Source organism: Paenibacillus sp. FSL R5-0517 (assembly GCF_037974355.1).
In the GTDB taxonomy this organism is placed as follows: domain Bacteria; phylum Bacillota; class Bacilli; order Paenibacillales; family Paenibacillaceae; genus Paenibacillus.
This window is the reverse complement of the sequence record NZ_CP150235.1, coordinates 988,827-1,011,741: the sequence shown is the minus strand read 5'-3', so window position 1 is coordinate 1,011,741 and position 22,915 is coordinate 988,827. Positions and strand designations below refer to the sequence as shown.

At 46.1% G+C, this 22,915-nt stretch carries 18 protein-coding genes and 2 riboswitches; of the genes, 5 read left to right on the top strand and 13 right to left on the bottom strand.

Annotated elements, in window-relative coordinates:
• Nucleotides 1-127: 127 nt before the first annotated feature.
• A complete protein-coding gene (locus tag MKX40_RS04545; RefSeq protein WP_339239740.1) occupies nucleotides 128-802 on the top strand; it encodes a response regulator transcription factor in 675 nt (224 codons plus the stop codon).
• Between the two features lie 21 nt (nucleotides 803-823).
• Here the strand turns inward: MKX40_RS04545 and MKX40_RS04540 are convergent, their stop codons facing one another.
• From MKX40_RS04540 to MKX40_RS04495, 10 genes are all read right to left on the bottom strand, one after another.
• Complete coding sequence (locus MKX40_RS04540) at nucleotides 824-4,048, bottom strand: response regulator (protein WP_339239737.1); 3,225 nt, start codon at nucleotides 4,046-4,048, stop codon at nucleotides 824-826.
• A 194-nt stretch (nucleotides 4,049-4,242) separates the two neighbouring features.
• The gene (locus MKX40_RS04535) at nucleotides 4,243-4,548 is read right to left on the bottom strand and encodes a PAS domain-containing protein (RefSeq protein WP_339239734.1); all 306 of its coding nucleotides are present in this window, start codon (nucleotides 4,546-4,548) and stop codon (nucleotides 4,243-4,245) included.
• 71 nt (nucleotides 4,549-4,619) lie between these two features.
• Nucleotides 4,620-6,617: a methyl-accepting chemotaxis protein gene (locus MKX40_RS04530; protein WP_339239731.1), complete on the bottom strand. Its 1,998-nt coding sequence runs from the start codon at nucleotides 6,615-6,617 to the stop codon at nucleotides 4,620-4,622.
• A 487-nt stretch (nucleotides 6,618-7,104) separates the two neighbouring features.
• Nucleotides 7,105-7,962 carry a MetQ/NlpA family ABC transporter substrate-binding protein gene (locus MKX40_RS04525; RefSeq protein ID WP_339242914.1) on the bottom strand — a complete coding sequence of 286 codons (858 nt, stop codon included), beginning with the start codon at nucleotides 7,960-7,962 and terminating at the stop codon, nucleotides 7,105-7,107.
• A 65-nt stretch (nucleotides 7,963-8,027) separates the two neighbouring features.
• On the bottom strand, nucleotides 8,028-8,699 hold the full coding sequence (locus MKX40_RS04520; RefSeq protein ID WP_339239730.1) for a methionine ABC transporter permease: 672 nt from the start codon (nucleotides 8,697-8,699) through the stop codon (nucleotides 8,028-8,030).
• The gene (locus tag MKX40_RS04515) at nucleotides 8,696-9,505 is read right to left on the bottom strand and encodes an ATP-binding cassette domain-containing protein (protein ID WP_339239729.1); all 810 of its coding nucleotides are present in this window, start codon (nucleotides 9,503-9,505) and stop codon (nucleotides 8,696-8,698) included. The genes MKX40_RS04520 and MKX40_RS04515 overlap by 4 nt, the downstream gene beginning before the upstream one ends.
• A 131-nt stretch (nucleotides 9,506-9,636) precedes the next feature.
• Complete coding sequence (locus tag MKX40_RS04510) at nucleotides 9,637-11,940, bottom strand: PQQ-binding-like beta-propeller repeat protein (protein ID WP_339239727.1); 2,304 nt, start codon at nucleotides 11,938-11,940, stop codon at nucleotides 9,637-9,639.
• Nucleotides 11,941-12,040: 100 nt separating this feature from the next.
• Entirely contained in the window at nucleotides 12,041-12,835 is a 795-nt protein-coding gene (locus MKX40_RS04505; RefSeq protein WP_339239725.1) for an energy-coupling factor transporter transmembrane component T, read from the bottom strand.
• Nucleotides 12,810-14,384: an ABC transporter ATP-binding protein gene (locus tag MKX40_RS04500; protein ID WP_339239722.1), complete on the bottom strand. Its 1,575-nt coding sequence runs from the start codon at nucleotides 14,382-14,384 to the stop codon at nucleotides 12,810-12,812. The genes MKX40_RS04505 and MKX40_RS04500 overlap by 26 nt, the downstream gene beginning before the upstream one ends.
• Nucleotides 14,385-14,978: an ECF transporter S component gene (locus tag MKX40_RS04495; RefSeq protein ID WP_339239720.1), complete on the bottom strand. Its 594-nt coding sequence runs from the start codon at nucleotides 14,976-14,978 to the stop codon at nucleotides 14,385-14,387.
• Between the two features lie 266 nt (nucleotides 14,979-15,244).
• Nucleotides 15,245-15,355: riboswitch (TPP riboswitch) on the bottom strand.
• A gap of 166 nt (nucleotides 15,356-15,521) precedes the next feature.
• On the opposite strand from MKX40_RS04495, the gene MKX40_RS04490 reads away from it, so the two are divergent.
• Nucleotides 15,522-16,475 carry a copper amine oxidase N-terminal domain-containing protein gene (locus MKX40_RS04490; RefSeq protein ID WP_339239718.1) on the top strand — a complete coding sequence of 318 codons (954 nt, stop codon included), beginning with the start codon at nucleotides 15,522-15,524 and terminating at the stop codon, nucleotides 16,473-16,475.
• Nucleotides 16,476-16,663: 188 nt separating this feature from the next.
• Here MKX40_RS04490 and MKX40_RS04485 read toward each other — a convergent pair whose 3' ends face one another.
• From MKX40_RS04485 to MKX40_RS04475, 3 genes are all read right to left on the bottom strand, one after another.
• Nucleotides 16,664-17,332 carry a pectate lyase gene (locus tag MKX40_RS04485; RefSeq protein WP_339239716.1) on the bottom strand — a complete coding sequence of 223 codons (669 nt, stop codon included), beginning with the start codon at nucleotides 17,330-17,332 and terminating at the stop codon, nucleotides 16,664-16,666.
• A gap of 349 nt (nucleotides 17,333-17,681) precedes the next feature.
• Nucleotides 17,682-18,557, bottom strand: a complete 876-nt coding sequence (locus MKX40_RS04480) for a radical SAM/SPASM domain-containing protein (protein WP_339239714.1) — start codon at nucleotides 18,555-18,557, stop codon at nucleotides 17,682-17,684.
• A 118-nt stretch (nucleotides 18,558-18,675) separates the two neighbouring features.
• The gene (locus MKX40_RS04475) at nucleotides 18,676-19,386 is read right to left on the bottom strand and encodes an aspartate/glutamate racemase family protein (protein ID WP_339239712.1); all 711 of its coding nucleotides are present in this window, start codon (nucleotides 19,384-19,386) and stop codon (nucleotides 18,676-18,678) included.
• A 286-nt stretch (nucleotides 19,387-19,672) separates the two neighbouring features.
• A riboswitch (TPP riboswitch) is annotated at nucleotides 19,673-19,775 on the top strand.
• A gap of 176 nt (nucleotides 19,776-19,951) precedes the next feature.
• Here MKX40_RS04475 and MKX40_RS04470 point away from each other — a divergent pair.
• The 3 genes from MKX40_RS04470 (at nucleotide 19,952) to MKX40_RS04460 (ending at nucleotide 22,762) form a co-directional block, all read left to right on the top strand.
• The gene (locus tag MKX40_RS04470) at nucleotides 19,952-20,719 is read left to right on the top strand and encodes an ABC transporter ATP-binding protein (protein WP_339239710.1); all 768 of its coding nucleotides are present in this window, start codon (nucleotides 19,952-19,954) and stop codon (nucleotides 20,717-20,719) included.
• Nucleotides 20,706-21,509 (top strand): ABC transporter permease, encoded by an 804-nt coding sequence (locus MKX40_RS04465; RefSeq protein WP_339239708.1) that lies wholly within the window; start codon nucleotides 20,706-20,708, stop codon nucleotides 21,507-21,509. The genes MKX40_RS04470 and MKX40_RS04465 overlap by 14 nt, the downstream gene beginning before the upstream one ends.
• Nucleotides 21,510-21,688: 179 nt before the next feature.
• Nucleotides 21,689-22,762 carry an ABC transporter substrate-binding protein gene (locus MKX40_RS04460; RefSeq protein ID WP_339239705.1) on the top strand — a complete coding sequence of 358 codons (1,074 nt, stop codon included), beginning with the start codon at nucleotides 21,689-21,691 and terminating at the stop codon, nucleotides 22,760-22,762.
• Nucleotides 22,763-22,915 lie beyond the last annotated feature (153 nt).

Genomic DNA, 22,915 nt, shown 5'->3' with positions numbered 1-22,915 from the left:
CTCTCACCTTCTTGGAGTCATGTTAGAGTCTTGACATCCTCATGCAGCCTGTTTTAAATATCAGGTATATTAAGTTAATCCATGGATCTTAATCCTTCTACAAGAAGGGGGTTCAGAAAGGAATATCATGACGAAAGTGCTTATCATAGAGGACGACAACATGTTAGGCGATACATTATCCTTGTATTTACAAGGTGAAGGGTATGATGTTACCCGTGTCGATAACGCAAGAGATGGTCTTCTACAGCTTCAAGCGCGGCCTGATATCCTGCTTCTTGACTTGCTGCTCCCTGATTCGGGTAATAAGAATCCTTGTTCTCTTATGCGCCAACATACGGCAATCCCCATCATTGTCATCTCTTCGTTAACCGAAGTTTCTGAACGAATTCGATCATTAACAGATGGGGCTGATGACTATGTATGTAAACCTTTCAGCATGCAGGAACTGAAAGCACGTATTGAGGCTGTATTGCGTCGTTACGCCATATTGAACAGCTCTATTGTCACTGAACAGGAAACTGGAATATCTCTCGATCTGGCGCGAAGAACCGTTCTGTTAAATAACCAGCGAGTGGAGATGACATTTTCCGAATTTGAGATCATGAAGCTGTTTATCCTCAATCCTGGCAAGGTCTACAGCCGGTATGCCCTGATTGAAGCCATTCGTGGTATTGATGCCGGCATTAATGATCGCACCATCGATGTGCACATTACCAAGCTTCGCAAAAAAATCGAGAACAATCCGAAAAACCCCCAATACATTCAAACCATCTGGGGGGTCGGATATAAGTTTACTCCTTAAAATAATATAACTTTATTAAGGTCACCATGGCAGAGACCCGGTAATTTTATCAATTTCCTGTTGCACCTTCTCTAATACCGAGTTCAGTGCCTTTTCTTCGAGTAACGGATCGGATAAGAGCAGCTCCAGCTGGAGAACCGTACACATCAGGTCCACTGCATGCAGATTCGCAGCTACGCCTCGAAGAGAATGAACATTACGGATTACTTCAGTAATCTGCTGTTGCTGAAGCTGTGCCGCCAGCTTTTGCTGAAACGAACCATACTCCGTCCTGAATTTCGTAAGCGCATATTGCAGAATATGCGGCTTGCCGTCCATCTGTCTAATGGCCTTATCTGAATCGATTCCATTGATCTCTCTTATGCCTTTTAGATCAATCCATGTGTCCAACATATCTTCGATCTGTTGTTCCTGTATGGGCTTAGTCAGGATTGCATTCATGCCCGCTTCAAGATATAACTCATCGTCCCTTTTTAAAGCATTCGCTGTAAGCGCGATAATGGGTGTACGGTCATATTTCCTCATCTTGCGAATGTGCCTTGCTGCATCAATACCATTCATATCTGGCATTAAGAGATCCATCAGAATCAGTTCCCATGTTTGTTCGTGCAATTTCTCCAAAACCTCTGTGCCACTGTCTGCTAGCGTCACCTTGAATCCGATATGCTCCAGCATGGCCCGAATGGCCAATTGATTGATTTCATGATCTTCAGCTATCAGAATGTGGCCTTTCAGGTTACGCGAATGGAACTCGTCGCCTTCGCTCATCCGCTTGTCCTCTAATGGCCCTTCACCCTGAAGTGCAAGTAACACTTCGAACAATCCCAGACGTGTAATCGGTTTGATCATCATGAGATCCGGGCGAAAGGATCTCTCCTCACTCCACAGGGCATTTTCACTAAAGGCATGGGTATAACCCACCATCTGAAATTTGGTTCGATTCAATCGCTTCATCAGGTTGTTCCAAGGTAAACGATGGTGTGCGTGTGCTGCATCCATATTTATCATCAATAATATTGAACTTATCCCCTCTGCCTTTGGTATACACCAATCACTTTCCATCATATGGTTCAACGAAGGATACAGCTTCGGCTTCATCCCGAATGAGTGGAGGATCTGCTTCAAATTCGCGCCCATTCGTTCATCTTCCTCAACGATCACCACATCATCCGCGTAATATAGAAGAGGGTATGTTTGCAGAAAGGAACTTTCTTCTTCCGATTCTGCCAGTTCAAATATCAAGTCGAATGAGAACAGACTGTACTCTCCCAGAACACTATCCACCTGCAAACTTCCTCCCAAGGAGGTCACCAGAAGGTAACAGATGACCAGTCCAAGACCAGAACCACCATATGTTCGATACGTTGAAGGTTCCGCTTGAGTAAACGGGACAAAAAGCCGTTCCAATTGTTCGGGTGAGATTCCGATTCCCGTGTCCTCTACCTCAAAACGGACCTGAACTTGCTCCGCCTCCAATGAAAGCACCTCTGCCTGCAACGTCACATATCCATGCTCCGTAAATTTAATTGCATTGCTAAGCAGATTCAATAACACCTGTTCAAGTCGGAAGGGATCACCAATCACCGTTAACGGCAGATCGGGATCGGTTGTAAAGATCACTTCGATATCTTTGTGCCCGATGGCCACACCGACCTGATCTGCCACACGTTTGATCACATCCTCCGGTGAAAAAGAAACCTTCTCCAAAATCAGCTTGCCTGCCTCAATTTTCGAAAAATCAAGAATATCATTTACGAGGGCAAGCAAGGTTTGGGAGGACGCATTAATTTTACTCAAATAATCCTTCTGTTGTGGAGATAGATCTGTTCGTTGAAGCAACAACGAAAAGCTGATAATGCCGCTCAGTGGGGTACGAATCTCGTGGCTCATGAATGCGAGAAACTCACTCTTCGCCTGACTTGCTTTGTCAGCCTTAACACGTCTATAGTGATCCGAAATGTCACGAATGACTGCCTTAATTTTCTCACTTGAGTTTAGTCCTTTGACAGGATACAGGTGAACCCGAACATGCTGCTCATGAGCTTCTCCAATGATGAAACTTAATTCCGTATCCTGGGCTATATTGTGATGCAAGGCTTTTTGGAAAATGAACAACCAGTTATCCAACTGCTCAATGAACAATAATTCTTCAAGCTGACGACCAAGCACTTCCTGCCTGCTGAGACCGAGCACATCCAGAAACTTCTGATTAACCGACACAATACATCTGTTGCTGTCCATACCGACGAACCAGTCTGCCGACACGCGCTCAAGTGTTCGATATCGCTCTTCACTTTCTTGAATCCTTCGTTTAACCGCTCTGTGTTCCGTGATATCGAGTCCATATCCCACGACATATTTCACAACCCCCTCTTCTCGAAGAGGGCGAATTTTCACCAGGGAATAGAACCCTTCATGCTCAATCTCGTAAAAAAAAGATTCCCCTTCCCAGGCCCGGTTAAACTGCTTTCGCAGAAATTCTACCTTTTCCTGAGGTAAAATGTTCAATGTACCCAGCTTGTAGTCTTGCTTCAGACTATTCATATCCAAGCCCAGTCGGGAGAGCATCTCCCCTTCAAGCAGAAGGTACTCAAATTTCCCATTCTGTTTATGGATTTTAAACGTAAAACCCGGCTGCATCCGAAGCATCTCCAGCATTTCCTGATCCCTTTGAATGACCAATCTCCTATATCGATGATTTTGGTTCAGATAGTACAGGAATAATATAACGAAGAGCATGCAGATACCTTGGAAAAGGAGAATCTGTCCCAACATTAGCAGAGAAGGAGAATATATCTTTAGTACGAAAAACTCATACACAGTTATCAGCAGCAACGCTCCAGACAACCACTTTTGCATAAATCCCCTAACATACTGAAAGATCAGGCATACGGCTACAACAAATAACAACTCTGCCAACGCATACTGCCAGTTCTCCAACAAAGGATTACGCCCCATATTAATGCGAAAAATCCACATGAATGCAAAAGTAACAAAGGCAGAGCCAGTTCCACCAAAATAAGCGGCGAGCAGATATACACTGGCCCGGAAATTCAACAATGTTCCATCCTCAAGCACAATAGAGAAATAATAGAGCGCCGTACCCAACATGCTCAGTGTAATACCAATAATGATCCGAGTCGTGATGGATGTGGAACGGGTAGCATTGGTTTGGTTCAGATAGTGATGAGTCAGGAAAACAAAGATCAGAATTAGCGTGAAATTTAACACAAGATCGCGTAGCAAATGGTCACCGTCCACATTACGACTTCAGGATTTCATGCATTCAATGAATGTTGCCAGATTCACGTTCGCAGTCCCCCGGTACACAAATCATAGTATGCCAGGCTCCCTTATTCAATTGACGATATTGACCTTTTTTTTGAAAATAATTCCCACTTTCAGCTAACATACCCTTATCACAAAACAACGATTTTTTTTCATGAAAATTCATCATTAAAAATACTGATATAAAAGAGAGAATCGTTCAAATAAACCGATGTAATCGTAACTTGAGCTTCCCAAAATTCCTGATCTACCTTCATCAGTTTGGCTACGCCGGACCAGGTCTGATTTCCTCTCCAGTGCGTATCCATTAGCAATCGGGCAGGCTGACCTATGGTGCTTTCCCGTGAGAATCCTGTTTTGGTTACATAAACGGAATTCACATCTAGAATCACACCCTCCTCATCTGTAATCATGACCGCATCCGTTAGCAGCAAGAAGGCTTTGAGTTCTGGTTGCATGGCTGTCCACTCCCTCTGATGAAACATCATGTGATGCTGTCCCTGTGTGATATTCGTATCTACGATCCCGATTAATACTTAAACTGTCTAATCAGGTGCTGCAGCTCTTCCGCCATGGTAGACAAGCCACGAGCCGAGGCAGAAATCTGCTCCATCGCTGCCAGCTGCTCCTCTGAGGAAGCGGCCACTTCTTCGGAAGTTGCAGCGTTGCCTGACGCAATGCCAGCCAACTCATTGGATACAGCAGATACTTCCTGTACACCTGCTGTAATCTCTTGTGACGTAGCTGCAATCTCTTCAATCTGAGGTGTCGTTTCACGCATGCTATCCAGAATGCGTTCGAACTTTCGAATCGCTTCTGTAGAGATCTCCATGCCCTCTCCCACCTCTGAAGTTACCTTCTCCATCATGCGAACGGAAGCAGCCATATCTTCCTGTACCGCCGTAGTCAGCACGGTAATTTCATTGACAGACTGCCCGGATTGCTCTGCCAACTTGCGAACCTCTGCTGCTACAACGGCGAATCCATTGCCATGAGCTCCTGCACGAGCAGCTTCGATGGATGCGTTCAGTGCGAGCAGGTTTGTCTGTTTGGCGATGTTTCCGATTAACTCCGTGATCGCTGAAATTTGGTGTGATCGTTCATATAACGCCTGAATCATCAGGTTTGTCTGTTCTACCGTCTCTTGAATCGATTGCATCTGACTCACCGTCTGTTTGACGGTGTTGCCGCCTTCTTCCGCTTGTACGGTTGTATGTTTAGCCAAATCAGCAACATGTATGGAACGTTCGGCGATCCTTGTAATGCCAATCGTGATTTCATTCATGGCCTGATGGTTATGTTCAATTCCTTGGGTCTGTTTCTCTGCGCCACTCGCAATTTCCTGAATAGCTCGTGCTACTTGCTCACTGGCTGCACTGGTTGATTCCGCACTCTGAGTCATTTCATCCGATGAGATAACGACCTGATTGGCGCTGTTCTCCACATTTTGGATTAATACACGCAGGTTGCTCTGCATTTTGCCAAATGCTTCACTCAGTTCACCAATCTCATCATTACTTGTACTTGTAATCGTCTGGGTTAGATCTCCTTCACTCACCTGAATCGCCTGAACCTTCAACTGACGAATCGGTTTAACAATCGATCGCATCACCAGCCAGATGATCATAATTCCGATGACGAGAAAAGAAACAATTACCATAATCGTTCGATTCATAATGGGCGCAGCAGCATCCTCTACTTCAGAGGAGAACATGGTGCCAGCGACCTTCCATCCCGTGGATGCATTCGTAGCGTAATACATGACCTTATCCATCTGACCAAAGGTATATCTAAAGTTACCGGATTCGTTCGTATACACTTGTGTCCAAAAATCTTCTGTTGCATCTGTTCCAGGTTGCATTGTCGGATGATAGATATACTTTTCACTGGCATCCAGCAGAATCAGATGCCCTTGCTCTCCAACTTTAATTCCGCTAACCAATTGGCTAATGTCCGACAGATCGAGATCCAGCTGGACCACACCGGATTGGTCTTCCAATGCCTTTGCAATCGTAATGGTGATCTCTTTTGTCTCAGCAGATACATAGGGATCTGTAACAATCACCTGCTGTGGAGTTCCCATGGCTTCCGTGTACCATGGTCTGGTTCGCGGATCATAATCTTCAGGCATCTCCGCATCAGAGGACATGAGATACACACCTGCCTCTGTGCCCACACCTATGGTGATGATGTCTGTGTTCTGCGCAGCATACCCCTTCAATTCGTTCACAACCCGAACCTCGGCATCTTCCTGTCTTAATTGCACTGCAAGTGTTTTCGCATAGTATTCAATATGATTCCGTTTGGCATTGATTGAGAGATCAATCGTCGCACTGGCAAGGTTCACGTTTTCCATCGCACTATGTAAAATTTGCTTCTCTACTTCACCTTTGGCACTGTTATACGATAAGATTCCAATACTTAACGAAGGAATGGCCAGGAAAGCAATAAAGGACACCACCAGCTTTGTCTTAAAGCTCTTATGTATCTTGTTGAACCAGGTCGGCTTGCTATTGTTTTGGGACAAATTTCTCTACCTCTTCCAGATTAATTTTACAACCTTCCAATCGCTGTTATCCCCCAGATTTTTTTAATTCCCCTTTTTCAGGAACATCCGGTGATAGCTTATGCTTCCGATGCAGCTTTCTTTCAGAAAGCTTTTAGGCGACCGCTTCGCTTTTTCAGTTTTTTCTGTCCTCTCCGTTTTCGTGTAAATGATTAATACATCTTATATAGCTCTCATAGAGTGTAAACCATCTTTCTAAAAACTAGGTCTCCATTCTTGTAAAAGACATTTTTCACGCTCAAAAATAGAATGAAATCTCTTAATTTATAATCCTAAAGAACTATTTTCAAACAAATTATACAAAAAAACTATTAAATAAAATGTTCCGGGGATATGACCTAATTGTTAACTTTCTAAATACTTGTTAATAAGCACGTGAGGACAAAAAAAAAGATCCAAGCGTTATCGCTTAGATCTTAAGACTATTCACGTTGTTCCCACGTATTCTCTATTTAAATGCCGGGATAGCGATATCTGCATATTTCTCTTCGAAGAAGGCTTTGACCTCCGGACCCGCCATACGCTTAGCCAGCTTCTGGATCGCTTCGGAGTCCTTATTATCCTCACGAGCAACCAGGGTGATGGCAAAATGGGAATCATCCTTCTCGGTTAACAGCGCATCCTTTTTCGGTGTAAGACCGAGCGGACTGGCATAAGCAGGTGTCATGGCTACCAGATCAGCGTCATCCATCATGCGAGCAAGCATCAACAAGTCCACTTCCTCAAACTTGAAGTTCTTCGTATTCTCGATGATATCTGCCTGTGTGGCGTTAAAACCTACGCCTTCTTTCAGCTTAATCAATCCGTTCTGCTCCAGCATCACAAGAGAGCGACCAATGTTGGAAGGATCGTTCGCGATTGCGATCGTTGCACCTTCTGGCAATTCCTCAATCGTTTTGTATTTTTTGGAATAGCCGCCATAGATGGCATTATAGATGGGCTGTACAGCCACCAGGTTCGCATTGTTTGCTTCATTATATTGATTCATGTAAGGCACGTGTTGGAAGAAGTTTGCATCTACTTCCTTGTTCGCCAGTGCCGTATTCGGTTGAACGTTATCCGACAACACAACAACTTCCAGATTGACGCCATCTTCCTTCAAGAGTGGTTTAACAATATCCAGTACGTCTGTCATCGGCGGAATCAATGTGGCCACTTTCAGCGTAACTTCTTGTGCAGCTTGTGTATCTTCTTTCGTTCCTTCAGCCGCAGGTGTTTCTTCTTTTTTGCCACAAGCAGCTACGACAAGCATGACTGCAAGCAACATAAGCATCATTTTTGCTTTCATTGTATGTCTACCCCTCATCATATAATCTGTATTGGTCTTCCTTGTTACTGCACTTTCTTCAATCATGTACCGTGTCACTACGCTCAGGATCTGCGATCCAGCCAGCGGGACAATCTGCTGCCTGTGAATTGGATCATCTGTACCAGGATAATCATAATGATGATCGTAAATACCATGATCTCCGTTTCGAAGCGCTGATAACCGTAGCGAATGGCAAAATCTCCAACCCCGCCGCCACCTACAATGCCCATCACCGTCGAGTAGGAGATAAAGCTAATCGTAGCTGTGGTGAGTCCCAGTACAAGGCCAGATCTTGCCTCCACATACAGGAATTTCACCACGAGCTGCATCGTCGATGCCCCCATGGATGATGCAGCTTCAACCACGCCCTTCGGTACATCCAGCAACGCTTGTTCCACGAGTCTGGCATAGTAGGCAATCGCAATGACCGAGAGTGGAACGGTTGCCGCCAGTGTACCGATGGACGTTCCAACGACGATTCGTGTGAATGGAATCATGAAGACAACCAGCAGTAAGAATGGAAACGAACGAATGATGTTGACGATACTGCCGAGTACAAAAGACAACGTTTGATTCTGGTACCGTTGTCCTCTCCGGAATAAGTACAGAAGTGTACCCAGAGGTAACCCGATCAGAACAGCCGCTGCAATGGAAATGCCTACCATGACAAAAGTCTCTCCGATCGCTTGCCATATCTCATGCTGATACTTCAGTACAGATTCAGGTAACCTCATGACTTGTCCCCCTGTTCTGTCTGACGGAACAAAGACGAACCTGCCATCCCATATTCATCACCCGCAAGCAAGGAGGTCAGCAGATCCGGCTGCGGAGCGGGAATACTGCTCACTTCCGCTTCAGTCAATGTTCGTACGAGTCGCCCATCCTTCATGACGGATACCCTGTGACATAGTCTACGAGCCACTTCCATCTCATGCGTCACGACGACAATGGTCACGCCCAGCGTTTCATTGATATGACGTAGCACATCCAGTATGCCATTCGTAGTCTGTGGATCAAGCGAAGAGGTCGGTTCATCACAGAGAAGCACATCCGGACGACTGGCGAGTGCGCGTGCAATCGCCACACGTTGCTTCTGTCCTCCGCTAAGCTGAGCAGGATATTGATCTGCCTTGTCTTCCAGTCCAACAAACCTAAGCACCTCAAGTCCACGCTCGACTCGCTGTGTACGGGACATCCCGGCCAGTTCTAGCGGCATACAGACATTGCCACTCACCGTCCGATTACTGACCAGATTGAAGTGCTGAAAGATCATGCCAATGGACCTTCGTGCCAGACGCAAAGTGCGCTCATTCATCTGGGTCAGGTGCTGCCCATTCACAACAACCTCACCCTCATCCGGCTTTTCCAGACCATTGAGCATCCGCAGGAGCGTGGATTTGCCTGCGCCACTCGAACCGATGATGCCGTGAATTTCGCCTTGTCCCACTTCGAGCGACACCGAGCTTAACGCTTCGAATCCCTGATCTGCACGGGAACCGCGCTCGTTATAACGTTTGCTTACACCATATAATGAGATCATGGAGAGTCCTCCCGTGAATGATCATGCATGGTTCTTCAAGAACACATGAAGAAAGCCCGCACAGCCGATAACCGGAGCGCGAGCAATCCTGTTCATTTATAATAAATCAACATCCCTGATGAGACAAGCTTTTAAGGTGAGATTGCCTCCTGAAGGCGGCTGGCTTCATACACGCGAAAACGTCCGTTGGACGAACCCACATACACTTCATTGCCGATCCGGTTGATCGTTCCGTTCTTCGCATCCCGGTCGCGATGCTCCGGGTTTCCCATCGCCACGTCATGTACACGACCTAACAAGGCTCCATTGTTTTTATTCAATACCAACCAATTCTCATCCATGGGCAGCAGCAACTGATCATCAATGACCAGATAGCTCCCCTGATTCGTGGGATACTTGAGAGTGGCAATCGTATCATTGGCATTCCAACGCGTCTCCCCCGTATCATAATTCAAAGCCGCGGGGTAACCATTTTTAATTACATATAACTGATCATCTTCCACCAGTCCTCGTTCAATTTTGCCATTGAGCGTCCACCGTGTTTTGCCTGTCTCGGCATCGTACAGGGTGGTTGTAAAATTTTCATACTCTCCGTAATGATCGCCGTTTTGATTCTCACGGATCAACAGCATGCCATCTTTCAGCTCCTCCAATCTCTGTCCTACCCGGGCAGGAAATTGGGCAAGCTTTTTCCCCGTGTTCAGATCAAGCAGCAGCCACTGATTATCTAACGATAGCCATCTTTCAGCATTCCTGGTTGTAAAAGGATCCAGACGTTCAATTCCATCAAAATATGGATCATTCCCAAGTTGTTCTATGGTAGATCGCTTGGCCTTCAAGCTCCATACAGTTCGCCCCGATTGCGGGTCGGCTGCAGTCAGCTTATTCTTTTCCCAATACAACACATAAGGGTCATCTGCACTCTTGTTCAATAATTCATAACCTTTCGCGAGTTTTCGCGTCCACAATGTTTTTCCGTTTGCACTATCCAGTACCGTCAACCAACTGTTGCTTGAGCTATCAACAACCGGGCTATCCACGACCACAACGTTTTTCGCAGCAGTGATGCCATTTAGTCTGAAATTTTGCTTAGGGGTGTACGTCCACGTGACCTTCCCGCTCTTCAAGTTCAGATGACGAATACGATCCACGTATTTTTTCTTGTCAGGGTCATAATCATTGTAGATTGTAACGTATTGGCGTGCTGTATCCACCTCAGCCTGCTGTCTTCCAAAACCCCCATTAATCCTCCATAATTTCTGGCCCGTATGACGGTCAAGGGCATATATGGAACCTTCGTAGTAGCCCCCGCTAAATCCACCGTCATCCCCCTTCATCAGGAGTACATCATCCGTGGCTACCTGTAAAAAAGTGTAATTAATATCCCCCTGGTTAGTCCAGACCGGTTTCCAAGGGATTGTCTTCGGCAGCGTTGTGCCGTACATTTTTGTCGTAAACCCATATTCATCCGCCCGACTGATATTCCAATCAGAAACGACAGCATTTCGATCATGCTGTGGTAGATTCCAGCGAGTTCTGACCAGCTTGCCATTCTTGTTGAATGTGACCAAAAATTGTCCATCTTGCCGCTCATATCTCCAGGTCTGTCCAATACTCATTGCATACCCTGTATCATTTAGATTGCCTGAACCCTCTCTCCAATCGGGCTCGCCTAACCACTCGGCCACTTGTTTGGAGGTGGTTGCCTTGTTCAGCTTAATATCCGTCAAATGACGAATAACCGAGGTCGGTAGCGATGTATTCTGTTGGAACCAACCATCATCCACATTCTTCCTCTGCTCTAGAGCCCCTGCCTTGATCCAGAAGAGTCCTGGCCGATACGTGGAGGATTCTTTACTCCAGGTTCGTGGAGCAATGGAGACGCCATACCATCCTTTCCACTTTGCAACAATAACAGCTTTACTTGTTAGCGCTTTCTCAAAAGTCCAGGTTGTAGCACTGTCTGGAGCCAGATACAGCTTGCTGCCCGATTGGATCTTGAGACTTTGCGGAGCTGTTTCCGTCATGCTTCTGCTCTCCTTCATTGCATACCAACTTGGCAGCCAGAAGTCTCCATGATCGGATGACTTAAGCTGCAACCACTCGCCTCGAACCGATGCCAACCTATACTTCTCGTTTTTTGTAGTATAGTATTCAATCTTCATTTGGTCAGGAGCCACACTGCTGTCCCTCCTGTTTTGAAACAGGGGAATATCATTCATGAGCGTAACGGAGTCTCCTTGTTTGTAGGCCAACTTTGTTGATAAGGCTTGGGGACTTGCTCCCAAAGCTTGGGGCGTTGTAACCGAAGCTTGTCCTCCAAGCACTACCTTTTGTGAATCAAGCATCATCCATCCCGTCAACAGTACAGCTGATAATCCAGTCATGGTAATCCACTTGTACCCCATTCCCTGCCAGTCAGGACCCGTCTTCACTCTCGTTCATCCCCATCCATTAGAAGTTATTTCCATATAGACGTTGTGCGCAGGAAAAAGTTACCGTTTACCTCAATATATTTCTCTCTATCTCCCAGTATTACCTTACATCTACCATCGTAGCATGATAAGGAAAGGTAATCCCGATGTAATAAGCAGCTGTTAAGGTGAGGATATAATAAAATACAAACCACAGATCAGCTCGGGAATAGCCCATCTGAATGTAATACGTTCGGCTCGCCCCATCCGTGAATCCCTTCGCTTCCATCGCTACCGCCATTCGCTGTGCACGACGAATGCTCTGTGCCAGCAGAGGAATAGCATAACGCTTGAGTGTACCATACACGTTCCAGTGCGAACCGCGCTGCCTTGTTCCACGAATACGAATAGCGTAACGGAGCGTCTGGAATTCATCCAGCAAAATGGGGATCATGCGCATCGCGGCCAGAAAGCTATAGGCATATTTTGCAGGAAGCTTCCACTGCTGCATCAGGGAATAAAATAGCCGTACTGGCTTGGTCGTAAGACCAAAGAGTAACCCAGCCGCGGCCATAGTCAGCGAGCGAAAACCCAAGTGTAGACCGCGATAGAAGCTCTCTTCGGTGATGTGAATCAGCCCCCACTTATACCAAGTGGTCTCTCCCTTGCCAAACATCATCATGCCCGCAGACGTAGAGATAAACACCAGAATGAATGGTGATGTGTACAGAATCAATCTGTACCACGGATGGCCTGTCCAGCACAGTAATAACATCATTACCACCGCAACATTGGCCATTACATTCAGATTGTGAATAAGGATAACGATGACAAACATCAGTGTCAGAATAATCATCTTCAACCCCGGATTAACGGAATGAAGCCAGGTTTCACGATGAGGAAACGACAGTTGCATCACTTAACCTCCCCTCATCCACCGACCAGATTCGGGTGCAATATCTTTTTACAATTTCACGATCATGGGTAACCATAACGATAGCTGTTCCTTCACGCCGCAATTGCTCCAGTTGTGCCAACATGGCGAAGGTATTACGGGCATCCTGTCCAAAAGTAGGTTCATCCAGCAACAGAATTCGCTGCTCTCTGACCAATGCGGACGCCACACTCAAACGTCGTTTCTGCCCCATCGATAATTGATAGGGGTGGCGCTCGGACAAGTCGATTAGTCCAAATTGATTCAGCATATGATGAGTCCTGGCATGTCTTTCTTCCGTTGTAAGCCTGCCCCCCAGCAATGAGAATTCCACTTCTTCCGCGACGGTGTTGGTTACAAATTGAAACTCCGGGTTCTGAAAGACAAACGCAATCTGATCTGCAAGCTGTTCCGTTTTGCCAGAAGGCTGACCGTGCACCTCATAATGACCTGTTGTTTTCAGAATATTCATAAGAGATAACAACAATGAACTCTTGCCAGCTCCATTGGCCCCGACAATACCAATCCAATCTCCGTGCCATACCTTGGCCTGTTCCACCTGAATGAAAGGTGTTTTTCCACGCCATCCAGTGAACTGCTGCAAGTCCAGTGCAGGCTGATCGGCTAACGATACAGGCGATAAGGATGATACATGAGATACGGGGAAAATCTCCGTTGCATCAGATAAGCCAGTCGACTGCTGTGCTTCCAAGCTTGAGATCCCCTGATTCTCACACGCTTGAAGCTCTCCAGAAGTTCCCTCTTCTTCTTTTGTTGCCCTCTCCTGCTCATGCTCTTCCCACACGCCTGGATACCAGATTCCATAATCCCTCAACTTGCTCCGTTCATCCGTGAATACCTGCTGTGCTGGCCCATCCGCCACAATCTTTCCTTCAGGTGATAAGACAATGATGCGGTCGACCATATCTACAATCTCGTTTATTTTGTGTTCAACGATGATGATCGTTTTATCACTGGCGATCCGTTTGACGGTATCCCACACCTGGGAAGTCCCCTCATCATCTAACAGTGCCGTGGGTTCATCCAAAAACAATACCTCCGGGTCCATGGCAAGCATCGAGGCAATCGCAAGACGTTGCTTCATCCCCTGAGACATGGACTGGATCAATACACGGTTCTGTTCCAAGGATAACCCCACTTGTTTCAGATAATATTTAATCAGAGCAGGCATCTCTTCACGCGGAATACTTCGGTTTTCCAGAACAAATGCGATCTCTTCATCCGTAAAGGACATGCAGAACTGGGTATCCGGATCTTGAAAGACCACTCCTGCTTTGACGGGAACCTGAATATCATCACATTTCATCGGAATTTCAACCGAACGAGGTATCAGACCGCTCAAGATTTGTAATAACGTCGATTTACCGGAGCCACTTGGTCCAAGCAGCAGCACTTTCTCCCCTTGACGCACAGAAAGAGACAAGCCTTGAAATACCAAGGCTTTCTCTCCCGGGAACTTGCATCTTAGATTCGTCACACTTACCGCCTGCGAATTCCCCTCTCCGCTCATCTAATCCAACGCCTCATAATCCTGTTTGGATACCGGTCTGAGTGAACGTGTTACACCAGTCAGTTCCAAAGCTTTGGCGAGATAATAAGCAAACACTCCTGCAATCAGGATGCTTCCGATGAAGCGGAAACCGATGAATAACGTATAATTCCAGGCCGAGAGTGAATCGATATAGCCATACTGATAATCCAGCAAAAGCGAGGCCGCTGCGGCTCCAATGGCTGCAAGACAAGTGACAAACAGATTGGTTTTACGATACAGGAATGCTGCGAAGAAGATCTCGGCTCCCAATCCTTGCAACAGACCATACACCAGTGTGGACATGCCCCATTCACTGCCCAGAAAAGCACTTACCGTTGAAGCCGCAACCTCGGCCAAGATAGCCACGCCTGGTTTACGAATGATGACAAATGCAAACGTGCCCGCCATAAACCACATGCCGTAGATCATCTGCTCCGCATGAACGCCGAATGGTTTCATCAAGTCATACGTAGGTCCCCATATCTTGTAAATCACCCCAAACACCACTGCGATTACGATGGTTACCAGAATATCCGTTAATTTCAATCGTTTGTTGCCTGTTGTTGTTGCCATGTTCTCTACGTCCTTCCTCTGTCCCCTGTGGGGTTGTAAATGTGTGTGTTCAAAAAGACTGGTTGAACAACCTCTAAAAATAAACAAAAAAAGCCTCCCCGGTTCCGGGCAGGCCTAACACGCAGTATACAATCCTCACAATGATGTACTGGGTGGATGTCGAAAATACGGAATATCAACCATTCCTCTCCGCCCTGGCAGATACACCACCACAGTTCAAAAAGGTCTGTTGTTCATCCACGTTCATTCCTACACTTCACCCTTACATATTGCAAATCCATGTTCTCTACGCTGGCATTACCCAGATCAGATGTACGGTCAGCGGCACAAGGCCACTCTCTCAGCCCAACTTCATTGAGCTCCCGGTTCACTTATTTCATTGCTTCTAATGTACATCAGATGGGTATTTGTGGCAATCCCCAGAAGTATCACCATGCTTCATTTGGGGTAAATGAACAGGGGATATCTATTGTACACTTTCCATAATATGAAACATTTAGGTTATGTAGTCCGTCTGAAATACTAGAAGGGAGATTGATAGTAATGAAAATGTATAACTCTGCTTGGCAGCTCAAAACATGGAAAATGATCCTTGCCGCTTCGATACTTACCGCAGGTACGGCACCTGCCTTACTCTCATCCACTGTGGCGGAAGCCGCGGCAACTGAACCTAAACCGACAGCTTATATTAACAATGTTCAAGCTCAATATGAAGTTGTCATCCGGCAGGGGACCATGTACGTGGCATTGACTGAGCTTCAATTCCTCGGCAACTATACGTTTGGCTACAATAACAAAACAAAAGAGATCAGCATTAGCACAGGCAGCGATAATTATGTCCTTAAACCTAACAGCAAGACAATGAAGAAAAATGACCAAAATGCAACTTTGTCTTCCGCCCCGATTCTGGTGAATGGTAAAGCGATGCTTCCGCTCCGTGCCATTGGTGAGGCTTTTGGTACGAAGGTGCAGTGGAATCAGAAGGCCAAGGAAGCCTACATTTACACTACCGATGCTACGATTGTAAAAGAATATAACAGTTCTGATCTGACTATGGCGCGCGAAGCCGCACTTCATCTGCCACGCTTCTCTGAACTCGGACAAACACGTCTGGATATTCGCAACCCTCTGGGTCCGGTGGATTCCTCCATTAAATACATTTTTGAACAAGGCAAAAAAGATCGTTTCTTCGTTGTGGAGGATAACGATCTGGTCAGTTATTATGTTCTTAAAAATGGAAGTGCACTGCTGCAATGGCAGGCCAACATCAGCAATAATGAAGGAACTATCGGTGACCTGTTCTTTATTAAAACCAAAGCCGTTGCTGAAGCAGGAACTCGTCCTTCCGTAGCAGGTCAAACACTCGTATCATTCAAGTACTCCCGCATGCTTGAAGAAACCTCATATGAGGTCATAAACAAGTTGGGCTCCACGGATAGCGGTTCCGTTGCCCCCGAGCATGGCAAAGTCATCGTTGAGGTTCCGGGAGAGAAATAATTTGAGCCTCCACAATGAAACATTACTCAGCAGAACTATACTATGGTGACATCTGCATTACAAAGAGCGTTCCTCAAAGTCAGTGTGACAATGACCTTGGGACGCTCTTTTTTAGCGTTATATTCCGGCTTACTTCCAAATTAAGTGGAGCTTATATTTTTAACAACTCCAGCGATTGAGTCTCTCGTTTAATATTGGACATTGCCGGATTGACTGGTTTTACCTGAAGCAAATCCCTTGAACAGGGTTGGCACTTTGGAATAGCGGGTATTCGTAATTTTCCCTTGAGATACACTGCTATCTGTACGCATAATAGCATCTTTCACATTGGAAATATTGGAGTTATCCAGCGTCATGTTAACTGCGAAGGTCGTTCCACCATTTTGACGTACCAGCTTACCGATATCATCTGCACGAAAATTTTTGATGTTAATCGTTCCGGCTGCATTGATCTGGAATACTTTATCATAGGCCTTATACGCCGCACCGCCGGTAATGTTGACCGTTCCGGCCGACTTCAATGTGAGTGCATCCTCACCCACATCCTCCCAAACTACATTTGATATATTACAGTTGCCATAACAGTGAACACCATCGGCAGCAGGGTATCCGATATTTACATTTTTGAGCGTAGCCCCTGCCTCCAGACGAAATACCGGTTTCTGATTCTCTGCTTGAGACCCGTCACCCAATGTGGAAGGATTGGCTACAAATGTTTTGCCTTGACCGTCATAAGTCGTGCCCGCTGGAACAATAATCGTTGAATTAACAACTGTTGGCGCAGCAGCAGCGGGAACCGCACCAAATATGGAAGCAACCAAACCAGCAGACAACAACAACGTCAACATTTTTTTCATTACTTTATTCCTCCCTTATTCTCTCGTTATGGATCGTGTACAAGCCTGTGCTTGTACTGAAAGTTCGCCAGAGGTGCACCTCTGCCCAACTCACAACCTAATCCTACCAAATAAGGAAGGTAACTAAAATAATCATTAGATCAGATATATCCTGACATCGCATAATGACTGTCATATCGGCATTTTTTGCAAGTCAGGATCTTTGAACAATATGCTGATATCAACCTCTGGTATGCTCATTTGTAACGTAAGTACCTCTGACTTTAATCCCCAGTAAACAAGAAAGATCACTACATTTGTCTTTCAAATGTGTGATCTTGAATGGCTTCCAGCTTGCTGATATAAGATGTCAGGCTCCAAACCTCTGACGATAACCGCACTTTCGACACAACTCTTCCACAGCTTCCCGCTTGGAAAAGCCATATACCAGATTGTTCGCTCGCTCCCCTTCAATGATCTCCGAGAATGACTTCTCGTGCACATTACCCAGGTTAATCACACCCTCGCCATCGAGACAGCATGGAACCACCGTTCCATCCACTAGCACAGCCGCCTGACTACGCAATGCGTGGCAGAAGCCTTTGCCGTCATCTTCAGGTGCATCCAGACTTGGCCACTGGAACTCGTGGTCCTGATTCAGGTATACATTCGGGGCAATTTTGACCCCGCTGCCTGGAACCACTTTTTCCTCAATGCGGAAGTCCAGATTGAATTCACGTTCCAGCACTTCAAGGGTTTCCCGATTTCGATTCATCTGAGCATTCGTGAAGTTATCCTGCGTCAGATTCCACAGTCGGAATGAGATGATGACATTGTGTTTCACCGCCTCGTGTACAAAAGACAAAATGTTGCTCAGATATCCGTCACGGTCGGTTGAACCTTCGTGCCCATCGAAGCTGTGCAGGGAGAAGTTCATCTGACGCAGCGCCGGTTTACCAAGCAATTTATGCTGAGTCTTGGGCAGCAGTGTACCATTCGTTGTAATGTTCACCTTGAGTCCCTTCTCGTGTGCGGAATCTAGCAGAAGATCTATTTTGGGATGCAACAAGGGTTCGCCTTTGACATGTAGATAAATATGATTGGTATGTGGTTTAACTTGTTCCAGTATATTGTTGAAGACTTCAGGGTCAATGAATCCTTTGGCACGCTGCGTCTGCGGACAGAAGCTGCAAGCCAGATTGCAGATACTCGTGATCTCAATATATACTTTTTTGAACGTTTTCAACTTGGGTCCCCATTCTGCCTAGGAGGGAGAACAATCCCACCTGCATTTTGTGATCCGGCCTGTACGGCCCATCCCTATTATATCGAGTTCATAAGCCAAGGTAAATCAGAGAACGGGTTTATCGGGTTGAGTCAAATGATTTGGCTAGTGCCAAATGAACAGATTCAATCGCATGAATATGTGTTGTATCAAATAATGGAACTTCTGAATCCTCTACTTTTACTAATAATCCAATTTCGGTGCAACCTAATATGATTCCCTCAGCTCCATCATCAACCAGCCTTTGGATCACCTTTTTATAATAATCCCTTGATAAGGGCTCAATTTTCCCTAAACATAATTCCTCGTATATTATTTTATTGACAACTTTTCTATCCTCTTCATTCGGTATCAAAACCTTAATACCATTAAATTCAATTCGTTTTTTATAAAAGTCTTGTTCCATCGTATATTTGGTTCCGAGTAAACCAACCGTACTTATATGGGAGTTATGAATTTGATTTGCTGTTGCATCAGCAATATGTACGATGGGTAGTGTCACTTTTTCTTCAATATGTTTAATCACTTTATGCATCGTATTTGTACAAATTACAATCATTTCTGCTCCTGCCTTTTCCAAAGACTGAGCAGCATTCCCTAATAATTCACCAGCGCTTTCCCAATCACCTTCAGCTTGATAACGCTCGACCTCTTCAAAATTCACGCTATATAAAATGCACTTGGCTGAATGCAATCCTCCCAATTTATTTTTCACTTCTTCATTAATAATTCGATAATATTCTAACGATGACTCCCAGCTCATTCCACCAATAAGACCAATCGTTCTCATATTACACTTCCCCTTCCATTGATTACATCCCGAAAGCAGTGTATAGAAATTCAGTAGATATTGTATCGTATCTATTTCATTAAATAAACCTGCCACAGTAAGAGGAGTTGAGGAAACTGGAGCAATTCCGGCAACGGATTAATGCGTCTGCCCGAATAATCTGGCTGTGCAATCCTAATAATCCGAACGGTACCATTTTCAGATCAGTACTCACATTCTTTCTGAGCGCCCCCTTTACATTCCACTTGCATGTGATATATGCTGAACACATAACTGCATATCTTGAACAATGCACTAGGGGAGCCTTACGGCTGAGACGAATCGAATGATTCGGACCCTTTGAACCTGATCTGGATCATACCAGCGGAGGGAAGTGGAGCGGCCTTTTTGTAAGCGGATTTTTTCATGTTGATAATGAATTTTAATGTGAATTGAACTTACAGACCCACTCATTTCTCCGGAAATGGGTGGGTCTTTTTCGCGTTCTGCGGGCAGATCAGCAGGTGTAATGAAAGATCCCGCAGTTTGAAGTTGAATTTGGAATAACAAGGGGGAACAGAACGAGATGGATAATAACATAACCATTCACAACATGAGCTACGCTTTCCCGGGAAAAAGGGATTCTCCCGTGCTCTCCAATGTGTCGATGCGTGTAACCAACGGCGAATTCGTCTCGCTCATCGGCTCTAGCGGCTCCGGTAAAAGCACCCTTTTCAAGCTGCTGGCAGGTCTGCTTGAGCCAACCCACGGAACCATTGAAATTCCTTGGGTCCCTGAAGGAAAGCGACTGGGGCAGGTCGCCTACATGCCACAAAAGGACCTCCTGTTATCCTGGCGAACCGTCATGGAGAATTGCATGCTCCCCGCTGAAGTTGCTCCAGGGCGACAGGATAAGGGAAAAATTCGCGCAGACATTATGGCAGGGCTCGACAGATTTGGCTTATCCGGCTACGCGCATGCTTATCCGGACGAGCTGTCGGGTGGCATGCGCCAACGTGTCGCGCTGCTTCGTACTTTGTTGACAGGTGGCCAACTCATGCTGCTGGATGAACCATTCGGCGCACTCGATGCCTTAACCAAACGCGAGATGCATCGCTGGCTACTGGAGCTGTGGGAAGATCTGGGCAAAACCGTGCTGTTCATTACGCATGATATTGAAGAGGCCCTGCTACTCAGTGATCGGATTATCCTGTTAACTCCGGGGAGCCAAGGCCAACCGCTACAAGATTTGACGGTACCTTTGCCACGTCCAAGACATTCGGACATGATCTACGAACCGGCGCTCGTTCAGATGAGACGACGACTGGAGGAACAATTGCATGCGAGAGGATAACTTGGGAAACTGCATGAAGAATAACGTAAGGCGTTGGCTTGACCGTTATGGTCTGTTTCTTTGGCTCCTGCTCTTGCTGCTTGTCTTCTGGGAGTGGATTGTGCGTATGGGATGGGTGCCCTCCTTCATCATTCCAGCCCCAACGGCGATTGCCAACTCCCTGTATGAGCATCGTCACCTCCTGCTGGCTACACATCTGCCTGCTACCTTGATGGAGGTTGTTGTTGGTTTTGGCTTGTCCATTGGTGCCGGAATTGCACTTGCAACTGGTATGCATATGAATCGGTCGATTGAAAAAGCGTTATATCCCTTCATCGTAATCAGTCAGACGATCCCGTTGATTGCCCTGTCCCCCGTCTTCATCCTATGGTTTGGCTACACGCTGTGGAGCAAAGTTGCGGTGGTGTTCCTGATCGCCTTCTTTCCCATTGTGGTGAGTACCTACGATGGACTTCGCCAAGGCGATCCAGAGCAGCGTGAACTACTGCTCACCATGGGAGCCAGCACGTGGGATATTTTTCGCCAACTCCAGGTTCCACTGGCACTTCCCGCCTTCTTCTCGGGGCTAAAGATGTCTGTGGTGTACTGCGTGGTTGGTGCAACGATAGGCGAATGGCTCGGTGGCAGTAAAGGTCTCGGATACTTCAGCCGCCGCATGTCCAGCAACATGAACACGGACGCGATGTTCGCCGCTATTGTGCTGTTATCCCTGCTCGGGATCGTTTTGTTTGTACTGATTGCCTGGCTGGAGAAACGGTTTGGCACTCGGCGCCATGAAGCGAAAAAATAGTTGGATAAAACGTAGAGAGAATTTAGATTTTAGATGTTACTACAAGAATTACGCTCTACACAACATAACTTATGCACCATTTCAGCAGCTAACTTCAATCAGTACTTTGTCATCTTGTCCGTTAACATACTGCTGTCCATTGTCTACAAACCCAAACGATGAAATGAGGAACTTCATTTATGACTAACAAAGGTATATACTCCCTGCTTCCCATTATGCTCATAAGCCTGTTGCTGATCGTTAGCGGATGCGGCAACACGGGTGCTGGCAAAAACACGCCAACAACAGAATCGGAAACCAATGCACAGCAAGCTAACTCGCCTGTAACAGAACCAGCATCAGACACCAAAGATAAACTGTCCATCATGCTCGACTGGTACCCCAATGCAGTACATTCCTTCATCTATGTAGCTCAGGAAAATGGATACTTTGCAGACCAAGGTCTCGATGTCGACATTCAGATGCCTGCGGATACCAATGATTCACTCAAACTTGTTGCTGCCGGTAAAATTGATCTGGCTCTAAGCTATCAGCCTCAAATCTTGCTCGCGCGTAGTGAGAACATTCCTGTACGTTCCATTGCTGCTGTTGTTCGCCACCCGCTCGTACATCTGTTGACCGAAGCAAATGGCAACGTGCGTTCACCCAAAGACCTTGAAGGAAAGACGGTTGGCTATTCTTCGATTCCGCTGTATGACGCGATGGTACGGACGATGATCAGCCAAGATGGTGGCAGCCCAGACAACATGAAACTGGTCGACGTTGGATTCGATCTGATTCCTTCTCTGGCTTCCGGACAGGCGGACGCGATTATGGGTGGTTTTATTAACCATGAACAATTGATTTTGGAGAAAGAAGGCCATGCCATGAAATCGATTAACCCTGTCGACTATGGCGTGCCTGATTATTATGAATTGGTCCTGACCGCAAGTGAAGCTGGTATGGAAGCCAAAAAAGAACAACTTACCCGGTTCGTCAAAGCGATCCAGGAAGGACAGAAATATGTCACGGAGCATTCAGAAGAAGCCTTGAATATTCTGCTTGCTCATGAGAATGAAACATCTCCGCTTGACCCGGAGATCGAAACCAAAAGCCTGGCTATTCTACTGCCGCTCATGAATGAAGAAGGTCAACCGTTTGGTCGGCAGGAAATGGAGTCGTGGGAGAATGTACGTGCATGGCTCGTTGCAACTGAAATGATTCCTGAATCGGTGAAAGCCGAGGATGCGTTTATAAATCTGCAAGGAGAGTAAGTAAAGAAAAGCCACGAGAATGAAGGGAAAATGACTAAAAGAAATGGATCGGCAAGTAAGAGGAATGAATAGAAAGTTAGCAAGGACGTGGCATTAGGGGCAACAAGGTTTGCGAATGTAAAAGGTTTCCGTAATGGAACTGGCTGGAGCAAG

Bases quoted from the DNA above. Each gene is read 5' to 3' on its own strand.
- MKX40_RS04465 (WP_339239708.1), top strand. From the start codon at position 20,706: ATGCGAGAGGATAACTTGGGAAACTGCATGAAGAATAACGTAAGGCGT.
- MKX40_RS04495 (WP_339239720.1), bottom strand. From the start codon at position 14,978: ATGGCAACAACAACAGGCAACAAACGATTGAAATTAACGGATATTCTG.
- MKX40_RS04525 (WP_339242914.1), bottom strand. From the start codon at position 7,962: ATGAGGGGTAGACATACAATGAAAGCAAAAATGATGCTTATGTTGCTT.
- MKX40_RS04470 (WP_339239710.1), top strand. From the start codon at position 19,952: ATGGATAATAACATAACCATTCACAACATGAGCTACGCTTTCCCGGGA.
- MKX40_RS04490 (WP_339239718.1), top strand. From the start codon at position 15,522: ATGAAAATGTATAACTCTGCTTGGCAGCTCAAAACATGGAAAATGATC.
- MKX40_RS04500 (WP_339239722.1), bottom strand. From the start codon at position 14,384: ATGAGCGGAGAGGGGAATTCGCAGGCGGTAAGTGTGACGAATCTAAGA.
- MKX40_RS04460 (WP_339239705.1), top strand. From the start codon at position 21,689: ATGACTAACAAAGGTATATACTCCCTGCTTCCCATTATGCTCATAAGC.
- MKX40_RS04505 (WP_339239725.1), bottom strand. From the start codon at position 12,835: ATGCAACTGTCGTTTCCTCATCGTGAAACCTGGCTTCATTCCGTTAAT.
- MKX40_RS04535 (WP_339239734.1), bottom strand. From the start codon at position 4,548: ATGCAACCAGAACTCAAAGCCTTCTTGCTGCTAACGGATGCGGTCATG.
- MKX40_RS04485 (WP_339239716.1), bottom strand. From the start codon at position 17,332: ATGAAAAAAATGTTGACGTTGTTGTTGTCTGCTGGTTTGGTTGCTTCC.
- MKX40_RS04475 (WP_339239712.1), bottom strand. From the start codon at position 19,386: ATGAGAACGATTGGTCTTATTGGTGGAATGAGCTGGGAGTCATCGTTA.
- MKX40_RS04545 (WP_339239740.1), top strand. From the start codon at position 128: ATGACGAAAGTGCTTATCATAGAGGACGACAACATGTTAGGCGATACA.
- MKX40_RS04520 (WP_339239730.1), bottom strand. From the start codon at position 8,699: ATGAGGTTACCTGAATCTGTACTGAAGTATCAGCATGAGATATGGCAA.
- MKX40_RS04515 (WP_339239729.1), bottom strand. From the start codon at position 9,505: ATGATCTCATTATATGGTGTAAGCAAACGTTATAACGAGCGCGGTTCC.